Raw genomic sequence first — 16,188 nt, forward strand, 5'->3', positions numbered from 1 at the left:
GCGCCCGTAGTCCTTTGCTATATTGCGATACGATACGGCATCGTATATGTAAACCATGATGGCTGGCCCCTCCGGGTTCTGCAGATTGGGTAAGGACGGTCCATATTCATGCACTCCAGACATGCTGGCACAGGCGCATCCGTGCCTACCGAACCGTTCTCCCCACCGGACACCGGCAGGACCGTACCCGCACGCAAGGGGAGGGCCTTCAGGCCGCTCCAGCCCATCCTGGCCCTGTCGTGCCTGTCGGTAATGCTGTGCGCATGCCACAAGAAGGCGCCGGTGGAAGAAGTGCGCCCCGTGCGTTCGGTCGTGGTATCGACCGTGTTCGACACGGATGCAGAGGTCGTGACAGGACAGGTTGCGGCCCATCGTTCCATCAACCTTGCCTTCCGCCTGCCCGGCAAGGTGGTGGCGCGCGCCGTTTCCGCCGGCAGCATCGTGCATGCGGGCGATGTGCTGGCGCGGCTGGATGACACGGTGCCACAGCAGACCCTGCGCACCGCACAGGCGGAGGCCGCCACGGCGAAAGCGGCGCTGGAACAGGCTGCCCCCCTGAAGCAGCGCGCGACGGCGCTGCTGCCGGTGGAGGCCATTTCACGCAATGATTATGACGATGCGGTGCGCCGGTACAAAACCGCGCAGGACCAGGTGCAGGCCACGCAGGCACAGGTGCGCGTGGCGCAGGAGCAGCTTGGCTATACCCGCCTTGTGGCGCCCGAGGACGGCATCGTGACCGACAGGCTGGTGGAGGCGGGGGAGGTCGTGGCTGCGGGCCAGCCTGTGCTGCGCATGGCGGCCAATGACGGGCTGGACGCGCAGTTCGACATGCCCGAGGCCCTTGCGCAATCGCATATTGCCGCGGGCACGACGCTGAAGGTCTGTCTGGATGCGGCGCCCGCGGTCTGCGCGCCCGCCGCGATCTATGAAATCGCGCCCGATACCGACCCGCAGACCCGCACCTACCATACGAAGGCGCTGCTGCATGCCTCCCGCGACATGATGCCGCTGGGGGCCGTGGTGACGGGGCATCTGGGCCTGTCATCGGGCACGGGCATCCACCTGCCGCCTTCCGCCCTGACCACGCAGGACGGCAGCCCCGCCGTCTGGATTGTCGCCCCGGATACCATGCGCGTCTCCCAGCAGCGCGTTGCCATCGCGCGGTATGCGACCGATGACGTGGTGATCGCCTCCGGCCTGAAGGCGGGGGAGCGGGTGGTGACGGCGGGCGTGCAGGCGCTGTATCCGCAAGAAAAGGTCAGCCTGCTGGATGAAGCCGATGTCCGTCCCTGAGCCGCGCCCGCCGGGGGGGATAAACCTGTCCGACTGGTCCATCCGCCATCGTGCGCTGGTCCTGTTCTTCATGATCCTGATCGGTGTCGCGGGCATCCAGTCCTACTTCAGGCTGGGCCGGAACGAGGACCCGCCCTTTACCGTCAAGACCATGGTGGTGCAGGCGTTCCTGCCCGGTGCCTCGGTGGAGGAAACCACCCACCAGTTGACCGAGCGCATTGAAAAGAAGCTGCAGGAAACGCCCGACCTCGATTACGTCAAGAGCTATACGCTGGCGGGCAAGACGACGATTTTCGTCAACCTGCTGTCCGGCGCGCCCAAGGCGGAAGTGCCCGATATCTGGTACCAGGTGCGCAAGAAGGTGGGCGACATCAAGGCACAGTTGCCGCAGGGCACTGTCGGCCCGTTCTTTGATGACGAGTTCGGTGATACCTATGGGATCATCTACGGCTTTACCGCCGACGGATTTTCCCACCGCGAACTGCGCGACTATGTCGAGACGGTGCGCGACGAACTGCTGCATGTGCCCGACGTGGCGAAGATCGACACGCTGGGCGCGCAGGATGAGAAGATCTATGTCGATTTCTCCACCCATCACCTTGCCCGACTGGGCATAAACGGGGCGACGATCGCCGCCGCCCTGCTGGCGCAGAACGCCACGGTGCCGTCCGGCGTGATCGATACCGGGCGCGAGCAGATACAGGTCCAGCCCACGGGACAGTTCGGGTCGGTGCAGGATATCGCCAACGTCACGGTCTATGCGGGCAGCCGCAAGGTCCGGCTGGGGGATATCGCCACCATCACCCGCACCTATTCCGACCCGCCGCAGACCATGTTCCGCGTGGGCGGGCAGGATGCGATCGGGCTGGCGCTGTCCATGCGCAGCGGCGGCAATGTGCTGGAACTGGAAAAGAACATCGCGGCGAAAATGGCCGAACTGCATGCGCGCATGCCCATCGGGATCGAGGCGCACCTTGTCGCCAACCAGCCCAAGGTGGTGCATGACGCGGTCGGTGATTTTACCGAGGCGCTGTTCGAGGCCATCGTCATCGTGCTGGGCATCAGCTTCCTCAGCCTCGGCGCGCGTGCGGGCACGGTGGTTGCGTTCTGCATTCCCTTCGTGCTGGCGGTGGTGTTCGTGTGCATGAAGATGTTTGGCATCGACCTGCAGCGCGTCTCGCTCGGCGCACTTATCATAGCTCTCGGCCTGCTGGTCGATGACGCGATGATTACGGTCGAAAGCATGGTCAGCAAGCTGGAGGAGGGCTGGACCCTGACGCGGGCCGCGACCTATGCCTATGTCTCCACCGCGTTCCCGATGCTGACCGGCACGCTGGTGACCGTGGCGGGGTTCATCCCGGTCGGGTTCGCGAAAAGTGTGGCGGGGGAATACACGTTCTCCCTGTTCGCCGTGGTGGGCATGGCGCTGATCGCGTCATGGTTCGTGGCCGTGCTGGTCGCCCCGCTGGTGGGGGTGACCATCCTGAAGCAGCGCCCGGCGGCATCCCCCCATGCCCCGCCGGAAGGGCGGCTGCTGCGTGTCTTCAGCCGCGCACTGCTGTTCACCATGCGCCGCCCGCGTGCCACCGTGCTGGCCAGCCTTGCGGCTCTGGTCGTGGCCATTGCGCTCTCGCCACTGGTGCCGCGGCAGTTCTTCCCGGCATCCGACCGGCCGGAACTGCTGGTTGACCTGTCGCTGCGGCAGGGCGCGTCGATCAAGGCGACGGCGGATGTCTCGCGCAGGCTGGACGCCATCTTGCGCAATGATCCGGATATCGACCACTGGAGTTCCTATGTCGGGCGCGGGGCCGTGCGCTTCTACCTGTCGCTCAATGAGCAGTTGCCCAACGATTTCTTTACCCAGACCGTCATTGTCGCAAAAAGTGCCGTGGCGCGTGAACGGCTGCGCAAGCGGCTGGATGTGGCGCTCAGCCGCGACATGCCCGATGTGGTGCATGGGCTGTTCCCGCTGGAACTTGGCCCGCCGGTGGGCTGGCCGGTGCAGTACCGCGTTTCCGGCCGCGACCCGGACCGGGTCTGGCATTACGCGCATGACGTGGCGAAGATCATGGCCGACAGCAACCAGCTGCACATGGTCAATTTCGACTGGGGCGATCCCGCGCGCAAGCTGAAGATCGAGGTGCGGCAGGACGAGGCGCACCGTCTGGGCCTGTCGTCGGGGGCGATTGCGCTGGCCATCAATTCGGCGGTGACGGGCCTTACGGCAACACAGGTGCGTGACAGCATCTATCTGGTGGACGTGGTGCTGCGCGCCAACCACGCCCAGCGCCTGTCGATCGAGGACCTGCGCAACCTCGACATCCGCCTGCCCAATGACCAGACAGTGCCGCTGTCCACGGTGGCCAGCGTCTCCTACGTCGAGGATTATCCCCTGGTCTGGCGGCGCGATCGCCTGCCGACGCTGACCATACAGGCGCAGTTGCGTGACGGGGTGCAGGCGGATACGGCAGTTGCCACGCTGGCCCGGAAAATCGCGGCGTTCAACGCGGGCCTGCCATCGGGCTACCATGTCGCGGTGGGCGGCACGGTGGAGGAAAGCGCGAAATCCCAGAAATCCGTCATCGCCGTCGTGCCGGTCATGATCCTTGTCATGCTGGGCGTGCTGATGATCCAGTTGCAGGACTTCAAGCGGCTGGCGCTGGTCATCAGCGTGGCGCCCTTCGGCCTGATCGGCGTGGTCGGCGCGCTGTTCCTGACCCAGCACCCGATGGGGTTCATCGCCATGCTGGGGCTGGTGGCGCTGATTGGCATGATCATCCGCAACTCGGTCATCCTTGTTCATCAGATCCAGATCGAGAAGGATCTGGGCCAATCCGAATGGGATGCGGTCATGAATGCCGCGAAAATCCGCTTCCGCCCCATCATGCTGACTGCGGTCGCCGCCATCCTTGGCATGCTGCCCATTGCGTCGAGCGTCTTCTGGGGGCCGATGGCCGATGTCATCATGGGCGGGCTGGCCGTGGCGACGGTGCTGACGCTGATTTTCCTGCCTTCGCTTTATGTGCTGTGGTTCAGGGTGAAGGAAACGCCATCGCCGCAGGCTGGGGGAACCGCCCGATGAAACGATCCCCGATCCTGCTGCTGCCCATGCTTCTGGCGGGCTGTGCGTGGCTCGCGCCCACCTATCACCGCCCACAGATGCCCATGCCCGATAGATGGGGCACGCAGCAGGCCGCCACCGTGCCCGATGGCGGCGAATGGTGGCGCAGCTATGGTGATCCGGTGCTGGACGCGCTGGTGGCCGAGGCGCTGAAGGGCAATGACGACCTTGCGCTGGCAGGTACGAAGCTGCAGCAGGCGCGCGCGCAGTATAAATATGCCTTTGCCAACCAGTTGCCCTCCATTTCCGTGGCGGGGGCGGATGCCATGGGCCGCCTGCACCTGAAGGATGAACTGCCCGTTACGCACAAGATGAGCAATCTTGGCTTCGTTGGCGGCATGCTGAATTACGAAGTGGACCTGTGGGGCAAGAATGCCAGCCTGAGCAAGGCGGCAAAGGCGGGCGTAAAGGCGGCGGGTTATGGCCACGAGGCCGCGCGACTGTCCATCGCCGCGGCCACCGCGAAGCTGTATTTCAGCCTGCGCGCGCTGGACCGGGAACGCGAGATCCTGCAGCAGACGATCGAGACGCAGACGGCCCTTCTGGCCCTGGTGCAGCGCCAGCATGAAGTCGGCGCGGTGGATGCGCTGGTCGTGCAGAACGTGACCGAGCAGCGTGATGCCGCACAGGCGGCCCTGCCGGATGTGGAGGACCAGCGCGGCAAGGCGGAAAGCGCGCTGGCCGTCATGCTTGGCCGCTCGCCCCGGCAGATCATCGGGCAGGCGATGGAGCGGGGCAAGAACATTGACGAATTGACCGTCCCCATCCCGACGCCGCCGGAAATCCCCTCCACCCTGCTCGAACGCAGGCCGGACATCGCCATGCGTGAGCAGACGCTGATCGCCAGCAACTTCAACATCGGCTTTGCGCGTGCGGCCTATTTCCCCACCATCTCGCTCGCCAGCCTTGCGGGGGTGAACAATATCGACATCGACAACCTGTATCGCGCCACAACGCGGTCATGGACGCTGGCGGCGTCGATGGCGGCGCCCGTGCTGGATTTCGGCCGTACGGCAAGTGGCGTCAAACTGGCACGGGCCGAGAAGAACGAGCAGGTCATCCTGTACAAGCAGAGCATCCGCACGGCATTCAAGGAAGTGCATGACGCCCTGCTGGAACAGAACAACGCCCATGAGCGGGAGCAGGGTGACGGGGGCAAGGAAACGGCGGCTGAAAAAACAGTGGAACTGACGCAGTTGCGGCTGGAGCATGGCTATTCCAGCCGACTGGATGTGCTCTCCGCACAGGTGCTCGCCCAGCAGGCGGAACTGGCGCATACGACAGCATTGCTGTCCCGCCTTGATGCCTCCGTTGACATGTACAGGGCCATCGGGGGCGGGTTCGAGGTCAGGCAGCGACATGATGACGCGAAGAAATGACATCCCCGGATCTGTACGCAATGGTGTGCAGGATGTCCCCGGAGGCACCGGATTCAGGGCGTGGGGGATGCCATTGCTGAAAGGATTTCATCCGGAAATGGGGTCGAATGGCGAAGTGTGAAAAATGTGGGGCCGAATTCCCCTGCCAGCCGGACGGGGCGTGCTGGTGCATGCAACGGCCGCCGGTCCTGCCTGTCCCCGCGCAGGGACAGCAGGGATGTCTCTGCCCGGCCTGCCTGGACGCGGTTCCGACGCAGGGCGACAGGGAAAGCGCATGATGTGCATCCTTTGACGCCTGTGCCGGGTTTTGGAAATTCCTTTTCATGCAAAGCGTAATATCCTGACCCGTCCGTATCGCATGTTCCGCCGGTGCCGGGGTGGTTTGAGGATCATTGGACTCCCGCGAAGTTGATTTACATCAACGACAGCAAAGGCAAAAAGGCACGCTATGACCAGAAGGGTTTTCCATCTGGAAAGACAGCAGGGTCCATGCTGGCCCCAACAGAGGCATAACGTCCCATGAGATACGCTCACAGCAATTTTGAATCCTTCGCGCGGCCTGAAAAACCGGCAGGGATCGACACCCGTTCGGCATGGATCGTGGGGGGTGGCCTTGGGGGCATGGCGGCTGCGGCCTTCCTGATCCGTGATGCGCGGATGCCGCCGTCGCGCATCACCATTCTGGAGGCATCGGATGCGGATGGTGGTGCGCTGGATGGCACGGGCAACGCCCGGACGGGCTGGCTGATCCGGGGCGGGCGGGAAATGGAGGAGCAGTTCCAGTGCCTGTGGGACCTGTATCGCTCCATCCCGTCGCTCGAAGTGCCTGATGCGTCGGTGCTGGATGAGTTCTATCGGCTGAACCGCGCCGATCCCAGCAGCAGCCCGGTGCGGGCCATGTGCGGGCGCGGGCAGCCCCTGCCGGACCGCGACAGCCTGAAGCTGACGGGCAAGGCGCGGCGCGAAATCATTTCCCTGATCCTGACGGATGAGGAAAAGCTCGGCGGCAGGACCATCAGCGACGTCCTGTCCGAAGAGTTCATGCAGTCGAATTTCTGGCTGTTCTGGCGTTCGATGTTCGCGTTCGAGACATGGCACAGCGCGATCGAGATGAAGCGCTACCTTGCACGGTTTGTCCACCAGATCCTTGGCCTCAAGGACCTGCATACGCTGAAATTCACCCGGTTCAACCAGCAGGAATCCCTCAGTCGCCCACTGGCGACATGGCTTGCCGGGCAGGGGGTGGTGTTCCGCCATGGCGTGCGTGTGACCAACGTGCGGGTCGATACCTCCGGCGGCACGAAGGTCGCGACCCGCATCGACTGGCTGGAGGGCGCTGGGGCGGGAGGGATCGATATCGGTCGCGGTGACCTTGTCTTTGTCACCAATGGCTCGATGGTGGAAAATTCCCGCTGGGGGGACCACCATACGCCTGCGCCCGTGGATGCGACCATTACAGAGGGGAGCGTCTGGCAGTTGTGGCGCAACATCGCGGACCAGGACCCCGCCTTTGGACGGCCGGACGTGTTTTGTGGCGATACCACGAAATCACGGTGGGAGTCCGCGACGGTCACGACGCTGGACGCGCGCATTCCCGACCTTGTGCATAAGGTAACGGGGCGTGACCCGTTTTCGGGCCGCACCGTGACGGGTGGGCCGATCACCATTGCGGATTCCGCCTGGCTGATGAGTTGGGTCGTCAGTCGCCAGCCGCATTTCAAGGGGCAGCCCAAGGGGCAGATGGTGGCATGGCTGTATGGCCTGTTCAGCGATGTGCCGGGGAATTACGTGAAAAAGCCGATGCAGGACTGCACGGGCGAGGAAATCACGCGGGAATGGCTGTTCCACATGGGCGTGCCCGTGGAGCAGATCGACGACATGGCGGCGACCGGGGCCGTGACGCATCCCTGCATGATGCCGTTCATCACGGCGCAGTTCATGCCCCGCGCCGGGGGCGACCGGCCGAAGGTGGTGCCGGACGGCAGCGTCAACCTCGCCTTTTTGGGGCAGTTCGCGGAAACACCACGCGATACCGTGTTCACGACGGAATATTCCGTCCGCACGGCGATGGAGGCAGTCTATACGCTGCTTGATATCGACCGTGCGGTCCCCGAGGTCTTTGGCAGTGTCTATGACGTCCGCATGCTGCTGCAGGCGGCGGCGGAACTGCGTGATGGCCGGAAGGTCCCGGCTTCGGGCGTGGTGCGGCACCTGTCCACGGGAACGGAAATCGGTGACCTGCTGGAGCGTTATGGACTGATCTGAGGGCGGATGGTCGAACCGGTTACCGCCGGGCGTATGTGCCCGGTTCTTTTGCGGCCGTGACCAGTACAGCCACAGGGAAAAGTGGATACGCACAGGCACGGACACTTATATATGACGTTCAAAATATCGCCCTGATGATATAGAATATTGGGAACAGGAGGTACAGATAGCTATGTCGATCGCCCAGATGCGTAAGAACATGTCTGAAAATGCGGGTTTTATCGCGGCCCTGGACCAGAGTGGGGGCTCCACGCCCGGCGCGCTGCGCCATTATGGCATCCCCGACAGCGCCTACAGCACCGATGCGCAGATGTTTGCGCTGATGCATGAAATGCGGGTGAGGGTCGTCACCGCACCATCCTTTACGGGGAAGAAGATCCTCGCCGCCATCCTGTTCGAGCAGACGATGAACGGCCTGGTCAAGGACACGCCCGTCCCGACCTTCCTGTGGCAGGATCGCGGCGTGGTGCCGTTCCTGAAGGTGGACAAGGGGCTGGAGGCCGAAGCGGGCGGCGTGCAGTTGATGAAGCCCATTCCCGACCTTGAGGCGCTGCTTGACCAGGCCATCAAGAAGGGGATCTACGGGACAAAAGCGCGCTCCGTCATTCATCTGGCCGAACGCAACGGGGTTGCGGCGATCGTCAAGCAGCAGTTCGCGCTGGCACAACAGATTGCGGAGCGCGGACTTGTGCCCATCCTTGAGCCTGAAGTGCTGATCAAGAGCCCGGACAAGGCTGGGGCGGAAACGCTGCTGCATGATGAACTGCATCGTGGTCTTGATGCCCTGCCCGGTGACTATCAGGTCATGATCAAGGTCTCCATTCCTGAAAAGCCGGACCTGTACCTTGATCTGGTCAAGCATCCCCGCGTCCAGCGTGTGGTGGCGCTTTCGGGTGGGTATTCGCGTGATGAGGCGTGTGAACGCCTTGCGCAGAACCATGGCATGATCGCAAGTTTCTCCCGCGCGTTGCTGGAGGAGTTGCGCTGCACCATGACGGATGAACAGTTTGATGCGGCGCTGGCCACGGCCATTGACCAGATCTACAAGGCATCCACGCAGAAGTCCTGAACCCGGTCGGGTATCTGCTGCCTTTTTCGAAAAAAGGCAGCACTTCCCAGTAATTTTTCCAGCGGCTTCCGGAGTGCGGGAGCCGCTTTTTTCATGTCCGGATTTTCTGTTCCATTTTCGGAATAACCAGGCATGGACAAACAACTTTTGTTTAATGCATGGCTTGTGATGAGGTGGCAGGGGCTGGTGGGTCCTATCGTGGTGGCAGATAACGGAGGAAAATCCTGATGCCCCATAATACTGTCGCCCCCGAATTCCGTGCCGCCCTGAAGGTCCTGCCGTCCTTTGACGGATTGTCCGACCAGACCCTTGCGCAGACGCGCGAGGCATTCATTACCGCGATCCGCGGGGTGAAGGTGGCGCCATATGTGAATGTGGAGGTCAGGAACCGGACCGTCCCCGGACCATCCGGGGCCCCTGATGTGCCTGTGGTGATCTATTCCCCGCGAACGGGCCACGGGAATGCGCCCGCACTGGTGTACATCCACAGTGGCGGCATTGTCAGTGGTACGCCCGAAGTGGACGATGCGCGATGCCGCGATCTTGTCAACGAACTTGGTATCGTCATTGTCTCCGTCGATTACCGCCTTGCGCCGGAAGCACCTTATCCTGCCGCGATAGAGGACTGCCATGCCGCCCTGAAATGGGTGCATGCGAATGCCGCAGGACTTTCGATTGACCCGGCACGCATCGCCATTGGTGGGGATAGCGCGGGCGGGGGACTGACGGCATGCCTTGCCCTGATGGCGCGGGATCGGGCCGAGGTGCCGGTCTGTTTCCAGTTGCTGATCTATCCCATGCTTGACGATCGTACGGGAACCACCGTCATGCCGTCGCCGGAACTGGGGGAATATATCTGGACGCGCTCTGCCAACCATTATGCCTGGAACGCCTATCTGGGGCAGGCGCCGGGGAGTGAAGGCGTATCGGAATATGCCGCGGCATTTCGTGCAACGGACCTGTCTGGCCTGCCACCGGCCTATATTGGCGTCGGCTCGCTCGACCTGTTCCTTGACGAGGATCTTGATTACGCAAAACGCCTGATGGCCGCAGGGATTCCAACGGAAGTCTGCGTTATCCCGGGGGCCTATCATGTATTTGATGTATTCATCCCCGAGGCTCCGTTGAGCAGGATCTTCAGGGAGTCGTATTTTTCCGCACTGAAACGGGAATTTTCCCTGCCGCAGGAATAGGTTTTACGAAATCACGGTCTCAGGAAAACCGCAGGTGATGACCAACCGTCCATCACCTGTGGTCCCGTTTTCAGCGATTACCGGTTCGGCAACCCGCCGTAATAGGTATCGACCTGTGTGCCATACATGTCGTTGCTCCAGTCCGGGGGCATTGTCTCGTCATAGGCCGGCGCCGCTTCCATCTGTTCGCGTGTCAGGGAAACGATATAGCCACCACGGTCCGTATCATATTTCAGGGATTTCCACGGCAGGGGATGGTAGCTGTTCCCCATTCCAAGGAACCCGCCAAAGCTCATGACGACGTAGGCAACGTCGCCAGAGACCTTGTCCACCATGAAATACTTGACAGTACCGAGCTTCTCCCCGGTTGGGGAGTAGACATTTGTCCCTTCAACCTTGTCGGACGCGATAAGGTCATGCCTGGTGGTGTTGCCATTTGTCATTGTCGTGGACATGAAACGTCTCCTGTTCATCATTATGATGGATGTTTCGTTTTCACCATGGACAACTGTGTCCCTGTCCATTGCCGAAGTGAAAGACCCGCCCCGGCCGGACAGGCAGGCTGTCGCTGATGGCCGTATTCTGGCCCATAGGGGAAGGATGCCGTGCATGGGCGCAGGCAGCGCCATGGCACCTGTCCATTCCGCCTGCTGGTGGTTTCCATACCCGTTGTGGGCCGAACCTTGCGGCGATTTACACAGTTGTCGGGAGTATGCCGGCGCCCCTGTGCCTGCGATGGCCTGCCGGGACAGGGGGGCATTCGTCGACGGGGGCATGCTGGAAGATATGATATCTCATGATCTCCACCTTTTCATATCGCAGCGGCTACAGGAGATCCTTGTTTTTCCTGCCGGATAAAGGAATTTCCGCAGGAAGCGATCTCAGGACTGCGCGCTGTGGGGAGATCAACGGTGCATTGTCCCTACGGTTTCATCGAAAAACCGGCCCTTTGAAAAAAGGGCTGGAAACAGCAGCAGGTCTTGGGGGGGCGTGAAACATCGCCCTGCCTGCCCGGCATGACCCATGGGCATGGCGCCCACAAATCACGGCGCCAATTACTGGCGACATACCCGGATGTTTTTTTGGAAAATGGATGCCGCACGCTGCCGTTGCAGGATTGCGGCATCCATGTCAGGGAAAGGCGTGGACAGGCCGGGAATTCCATCCCGGCGCGCCATCAGTCGTCCAGCGCTTCTTTCTCTTCCTTGCGCGTGGCAAAAGGCACTTCCTGCTTGTCATCAAGCTCGTTCATGCTGCCACCCGGGTTCCCGAGGTTTTCCTCCAGCCATGCCTGCTCGATGGGCTGGCCGTTGGCATCGAGCGGGACGGGAGAGTCCACGGGGATCTGCCCCGCATCGGGATTGCTTTCCATCCCGATCAGTTCCGATGCCGCCTCCTTGTAGGCTTCCGGCCCACAACCGGGTTTTCCGTCCGCCGTCCACAGTTCCTTCGCCTTGGCGAGGATGCGTGCTTCCTTCTGCGGGGTATCCTGAAGCGGATTGTCCATGTCTGACGTCCTTATCCTTGGTTCCGGCATGCCTGCCAGTTGTACAGAACCATACCTGAACGGCTTGATACCATGCCGGACCGGAAATCAGGCAGGATCTTTTGCCATGCCTGTTTCATTGGAAGCGGGATCAAGGGCAACGGTTGCCTCGCTGGTAAGGACGCGGAACACAAAGCTTTCCTGCAGGTAGAGTTCGACCGTCTGGGCCGTATGCGCCAGATAACCGATGGAAAAATCCTGCCCGATATCAAGCGCAAGGTCACCGCCGCGCGTGGAGACGACAAAGGCGCCGTCTATGGCGGGGGCCCAGACCAGTTCCCCGTCAATCAGGCTTTCGATGTGCTTGCGCACGGGATAGCCGTCTTCGTCACCGCTGCTGATGGCCTGATAGGCCTTCGTCCCGAGCACGATCGAATAGGGGCCATTGACCCCGGCAAGGCGCAACGTGCCGAGGGCTTCTGTAATCACACGGGGATAGTCCCGGGCCGATGCAGGCAGTTTCAGGCGGGCATTGGACGTGCCATTGCGCATGCCCTGCATCGCCGCCGCCGCATAGCCGTCAAAGATGGCGCGGTCTTCGGCAAACGCGATCTTGCGCGCGGCCTCCTTGACCGGTTGCCAGTCGGAATCGAGGGCACCGCGCTCCACCGCGTCGATCTCTGCGCGCGACAGGGTAAAGGGAACGCGCAGTTCCACCAGGGGCAGCACCTCGCGCTGCGTGGCGATGATGCCGTCGCCGGCCGGTGTGATCTGCCGGGCGCGTCCCGTGCCGACACCGGCAAAGGCTTCACCCTTCGGTTCCGACGTGTCGACCACGCGCCGCCCCGCCAGGTGACGCCGGATGGTGCGGGCGGCCTCTTCCTCGATCTGTGCCCATGCGGCGCTGGAAATGGGGGCAAGATGTCTGTGCAGATTATTCATGTCAGGATTCCTTTTTCAGTGACCCGATACCAAGGGAGCCGGAATGTGCGCCGCCCGGTGCCGGCGCATCGGCCGGCGATATGACGGCAGGACCGCCTGCCTGCATGTCCGGCGCGTTATCGAGGAAGTCGGCCGTCGGGATGAAGAACAGTGTCCCGGTCACCGCCGTGCTGACGTCAAGGAGGCGGTCGTAATTGCCCGGTGGTTTTCCGATGAACATGTTCCGCAGCATCTGCTCTGTCCGTGCGGGGGAGCAGGCATACCCGATGAAATATGTGCCAAATTCCCCTTTGCCCACTTCACCGAAAGGCATGTTGTCGCGCACGATCTGAAGCTGCTGTCCGTTTTCCTCGATATTGGTCAGGACATTGTGGGCATAGCTGGGCTTGGCGGCATCCGGCAGTTCAATGTCCGAGACTTTCCTGCGGCCAATGATATGTTCCTGGACTTCGGTGGGGATGGCGTCCCATTTCTTCAGGTCATGCAGGTATTTCTGCACGATGACATAGCTGCCCCCGGCGAATTCGGGATCTTCCTCCCCGATGAGGGTAGAGGCAAGGGCTGCCTGCCCCGTGGGGTTTTCCGTCCCGTCGACAAAGCCGAGCAGGTCGCGTTCGTCAAAATACTTGAACCCGTGTACCTCGTCCACCACGCTGGCTGCGCCCTCCAGTCGCGTGACGATGGCGGTGGCGAGTTCAAAACACAGGTCCATCCGTGTCGCGCGGATATGGAACAGCAGGTCCCCGGTCGTGGAAGGCGCGTGATGCACGCCGTGGATTTCCTGGAACGGGTGCAACTCCTTCGGGCGGGGGTGGCCAAAGAGACGGTCCCAGGCGTCTGAACCGATGCCCGTGATGCAACTCAGCCTGCCATCGGGAACCCTGAATCCTACGCCGCGCACGAGGGAGGAAACATCACCGAGCAGATCCCGTACCTGGGCGCTGGCAGATGTGTCGCCATTCAGGCCGAGAACGAGGAAGACAGCCGCCTGTGTCAGTCTGGTGTCGATGGGTTGAGGTGTCGCCAACTGTCTGAAACTCCCATGCCGGTCGTGTTCGCATAACCATGAACAGAACCCCAGCATAGGCAGGTGCCCGATGATGACAAGATGGGGAATGCGATGGGGCGGATGGGAATATCACAAGTTGTTCACAATCATAAGCGGCATTTATGATGAAACAGGAAGGGGTTTTTAATGCGATGACTTTTCATTCCCGTAATGGTGTCCGGGGCATGGATTCAATACTGTGTATAAATTCAGTCTGGAACAGGAATTTGAAATATATGTGACAGTAATGTTTGCATCGCTTCATTCCTTTCTGCCTGGTCCATCCAATATCGGGATATCGGCAGATACAGGACAGCGGAAAGATATATCAGTTTAAAACATCATCGTAATTCAAAAAACGAATTAGTATATCTGCATGGCAGAATCATGGGAAATGCATGTGTTGCGCGTCATCTCATGCATTCGCAGGTTGATCTGTGGAACTGACCGGTCTGAATTCCCTGATTCTATTTGTAACACTTTGAGGGCTTACATTTGGAACCATGCGGACCGATGTCTTGAGGGTCAGATTGTTAGGAGACATTATGAAGCGCGCAATTTTATTCGCACTGGCTCTTGGTGCTTCCCTGCCGATGGCTGCACATGCCGAAGGTGGCCGGCATCATGGTCATCATGGCGGTGAAGAGCAGGGCGGCGGTGACCGCGGCGGCCGTGGCGGTGACAACCAGAACGGCGGTGGCCAGAACGGTGGCTGGGGCGAACATGGCGGTCGTGGCGGCGACAACCAGAATGGCGGCGGCCAGAACGGTGGCTGGGGCGATCGCGGCGGTCGCGGTGGCGACAACCAGAATGGCGGCGGCCAGAACGGTGGCTGGGGCAACCGCGGCGGTCGCGGTGGCGACAACCAGAACGGCGGTGGCCAGAACGGTGGCTGGGGCGAACACGGTGGTGGTCGCGGCGGTGATCGTCAGGGTGGCGGCTGGAACCAGAACGGTAACTCCGGTTCCAACTGATTCCATCCCTGGGATCGAAAGGCCCGGCTTCGTGCCGGGCCTTTTTTGTGTACTGCCGCCGTTAATGCGTATCGGGTGAAACGCAGGCAAAGCTGCTGGCCGCGTCCATGTCCCCATGCCCGTCATGGCGGGCAACCTTTGGCCATGCGCAAAGGGGCCGGGTGCGCACGACCTGCCCGTTTTCAACACGCGCGGCGATGATCTGCTCTGGCGGCTGCCCGTGGCTGACCCAGTTGTCGATCGCCCCGAGCTTGCTGAACGTATCGCATCCCGCGCCCCCGTGGCAGTGCCCCATGCCCGGAATCGTGATCAGCCGCACGGCGTCCGCGCCCACAGGTCCCGCATTGTGCAGGAGTGACTGGTAATAACCAGCCAGCTGTTCGGGGTTATGTCCGTCATTCCAGCCGATATACATCAGCAGCCTGCCACCATGGCGGAAGAATGGCGTCAGGTTGTCATCCACATGCAGCAGCGGACCAAGGCTGCGGGTCGCCGCCTGCACGTCGGTATCCCATTTCAGGGTTGTCCAGTCCCAGTCCGGGTTCTGGAAGGCTGCGTACCTGAACAGGTCAAGCGCCACGGGAAAGGGCCTGCCATCGGCAGAAAAGCCATCCTCGCTGCCCTTGGCGGGACCGGGAAAGATGACCTGGTGCGTCTGCGGGTCAACAGGCCCCTGATAGATCTTCTGCGCGGCCTGCACCTCGTTCGCGTTCAGGCATCCCGTCGTCTGTCCCTTTTTGCACAGAAGCTGCTGCGGCGTGAATGTGCATCTGTCCGGTTCGTCAAGAAAGCCCTGCTTTTTCCCGACGGGGGAGGCGCACGCCTCCATCACCGCGGCATTCAGCAGCCGGAACCTGTCACGTGGGACGCGAAGGGCAGGATCATGGGAACTCATCCAGCCCGCCCAGAGCTGTTCCGCATTGAAATCCACGATCGGGTTCGGTGGCGCCCCCGCCACGATCCCATCATAATCGTCGGGGTAGCGCCTGGCCTCGATCAGCCCTTCCAGCCCGCCGAGCGAACATCCGATCCAGTAGGCGTGGGAGGCAGCGCGGCCATAGAAGGCCTTGACCAGCGCCTTGGCGGTGACGGTCATCAGGTGATCGGCCCGATAGGCATAGTCGATGAGTTTTTCCGGATGGCCAAGGGTGAAGCGTCCGCCCTGCCCATCGGGCGTGGAACTGTCATGCCCGGTATCGGTGCTGGCCACGGCATAGCCTTCGCCCACGCCCGTCGCCATGCCGTAATACATGAGCGATCCCCCCCAGCCGAAATTCCCGACCCCCAGCAGCTGGAGGGTTCTAAAAACCCCCTGGTTTTGAGGTCTTCTGTATGATTCTATTTCTTCTGCGTTGATTGAGGGAATGGCGATATGAAGCAGCCTGGTTTTTTTGATGTTGAAGAGCGGCTTTCCCGGT

Annotated in this window: 12 protein-coding genes and 1 pseudogene; 7 read left to right on the plus strand and 6 right to left on the minus strand. The window is 61.6% G+C overall.

What is annotated here, in order from left to right; all coding sequences use genetic code 11:
• Window positions 1-108 precede the first annotated feature (108 nt).
• From KMAL_RS06595 to KMAL_RS06620, 6 genes are all read left to right on the plus strand, one after another.
• On the plus strand, window positions 109-1,293 hold the full coding sequence (locus KMAL_RS06595) for an efflux RND transporter periplasmic adaptor subunit (protein ID WP_239019989.1): 1,185 nt from the start codon (window positions 109-111) through the stop codon (window positions 1,291-1,293).
• Window positions 1,271-4,375, plus strand: coding sequence for an efflux RND transporter permease subunit (locus KMAL_RS06600; RefSeq protein ID WP_110094945.1), 3,105 nt, complete (start codon window positions 1,271-1,273; stop codon window positions 4,373-4,375). The genes KMAL_RS06595 and KMAL_RS06600 overlap by 23 nt, the downstream gene beginning before the upstream one ends.
• On the plus strand, window positions 4,372-5,793 hold the full coding sequence (locus tag KMAL_RS06605; protein ID WP_110094946.1) for an efflux transporter outer membrane subunit: 1,422 nt from the start codon (window positions 4,372-4,374) through the stop codon (window positions 5,791-5,793). Before KMAL_RS06600 ends, KMAL_RS06605 begins: the two co-directional genes overlap by 4 nt.
• 519 nt (window positions 5,794-6,312) lie before the next feature.
• Complete coding sequence (locus KMAL_RS06610; protein WP_110094947.1) at window positions 6,313-8,058, plus strand: oleate hydratase; 1,746 nt, start codon at window positions 6,313-6,315, stop codon at window positions 8,056-8,058.
• 172 nt (window positions 8,059-8,230) lie between these two features.
• Window positions 8,231-9,127, plus strand: a complete 897-nt coding sequence (locus KMAL_RS06615; protein WP_110094948.1) for a fructose bisphosphate aldolase — start codon at window positions 8,231-8,233, stop codon at window positions 9,125-9,127.
• 227 nt (window positions 9,128-9,354) lie between these two features.
• Complete coding sequence (locus KMAL_RS06620) at window positions 9,355-10,320, plus strand: alpha/beta hydrolase (protein ID WP_110094949.1); 966 nt, start codon at window positions 9,355-9,357, stop codon at window positions 10,318-10,320.
• 77 nt (window positions 10,321-10,397) lie between these two features.
• Here the strand turns inward: KMAL_RS06620 and KMAL_RS06625 are convergent, their stop codons facing one another.
• The gene (locus KMAL_RS06625; RefSeq protein ID WP_110094950.1) at window positions 10,398-10,775 is read right to left on the minus strand and encodes a PRC-barrel domain-containing protein; all 378 of its coding nucleotides are present in this window, start codon (window positions 10,773-10,775) and stop codon (window positions 10,398-10,400) included.
• Between the two features lie 341 nt (window positions 10,776-11,116).
• On the opposite strand from KMAL_RS06625, the gene KMAL_RS16890 reads away from it, so the two are divergent.
• Window positions 11,117-11,314 carry a hypothetical protein gene (locus tag KMAL_RS16890; RefSeq protein ID WP_146044168.1) on the plus strand — a complete coding sequence of 66 codons (198 nt, stop codon included), beginning with the start codon at window positions 11,117-11,119 and terminating at the stop codon, window positions 11,312-11,314.
• Between the two features lie 183 nt (window positions 11,315-11,497).
• On the opposite strand, the gene KMAL_RS06635 is transcribed toward KMAL_RS16890, so the two are convergent.
• The 5 genes and pseudogenes from KMAL_RS06635 to KMAL_RS06655 form a co-directional block, all read right to left on the minus strand.
• The gene (locus KMAL_RS06635; protein WP_110094952.1) at window positions 11,498-11,827 is read right to left on the minus strand and encodes a hypothetical protein; all 330 of its coding nucleotides are present in this window, start codon (window positions 11,825-11,827) and stop codon (window positions 11,498-11,500) included.
• An 87-nt stretch (window positions 11,828-11,914) separates the two neighbouring features.
• Window positions 11,915-12,748 (minus strand): family 1 encapsulin nanocompartment shell protein, encoded by an 834-nt coding sequence (locus KMAL_RS06640; RefSeq protein ID WP_110094953.1) that lies wholly within the window; start codon window positions 12,746-12,748, stop codon window positions 11,915-11,917.
• Window position 12,749: 1 nt separating this feature from the next.
• Window positions 12,750-13,775, minus strand: coding sequence for a Dyp-type peroxidase (locus KMAL_RS06645; RefSeq protein ID WP_110094954.1), 1,026 nt, complete (start codon window positions 13,773-13,775; stop codon window positions 12,750-12,752).
• A 581-nt stretch (window positions 13,776-14,356) separates the two neighbouring features.
• Complete coding sequence (locus KMAL_RS16895) at window positions 14,357-14,776, minus strand: hypothetical protein (protein WP_180999756.1); 420 nt, start codon at window positions 14,774-14,776, stop codon at window positions 14,357-14,359.
• Window positions 14,777-14,831: 55 nt separating this feature from the next.
• Window positions 14,832-16,064, minus strand: a pseudogene (locus tag KMAL_RS06655) (tannase/feruloyl esterase family alpha/beta hydrolase); the annotation flags it as partial.
• Window positions 16,065-16,188 lie beyond the last annotated feature (124 nt).

The organism is Novacetimonas maltaceti (genome assembly GCF_002906255.1).
Classification (GTDB): domain Bacteria; phylum Pseudomonadota; class Alphaproteobacteria; order Acetobacterales; family Acetobacteraceae; genus Novacetimonas; species Novacetimonas maltaceti.

Excerpts from the sequence above, each read along its gene's own strand:
- KMAL_RS06595 (WP_239019989.1), top strand. The coding sequence starts at position 109 with ATGCACTCCAGACATGCTGGCACAGGCGCATCCGTGCCTACCGAACCG.
- KMAL_RS06600 (WP_110094945.1), top strand. The coding sequence starts at position 1,271 with ATGAAGCCGATGTCCGTCCCTGAGCCGCGCCCGCCGGGGGGGATAAAC.
- KMAL_RS16890 (WP_146044168.1), top strand. The coding sequence starts at position 11,117 with ATGATCTCCACCTTTTCATATCGCAGCGGCTACAGGAGATCCTTGTTT.
- KMAL_RS06615 (WP_110094948.1), top strand. The coding sequence starts at position 8,231 with ATGTCGATCGCCCAGATGCGTAAGAACATGTCTGAAAATGCGGGTTTT.
- KMAL_RS06610 (WP_110094947.1), top strand. The coding sequence starts at position 6,313 with ATGAGATACGCTCACAGCAATTTTGAATCCTTCGCGCGGCCTGAAAAA.
- KMAL_RS16895 (WP_180999756.1), bottom strand. The coding sequence starts at position 14,776 with ATGGAATCAGTTGGAACCGGAGTTACCGTTCTGGTTCCAGCCGCCACC.
- KMAL_RS06625 (WP_110094950.1), bottom strand. The coding sequence starts at position 10,775 with ATGTCCACGACAATGACAAATGGCAACACCACCAGGCATGACCTTATC.
- KMAL_RS06620 (WP_110094949.1), top strand. The coding sequence starts at position 9,355 with ATGCCCCATAATACTGTCGCCCCCGAATTCCGTGCCGCCCTGAAGGTC.
- KMAL_RS06640 (WP_110094953.1), bottom strand. The coding sequence starts at position 12,748 with ATGAATAATCTGCACAGACATCTTGCCCCCATTTCCAGCGCCGCATGG.
- KMAL_RS06605 (WP_110094946.1), top strand. The coding sequence starts at position 4,372 with ATGAAACGATCCCCGATCCTGCTGCTGCCCATGCTTCTGGCGGGCTGT.
- KMAL_RS06635 (WP_110094952.1), bottom strand. The coding sequence starts at position 11,827 with ATGGACAATCCGCTTCAGGATACCCCGCAGAAGGAAGCACGCATCCTC.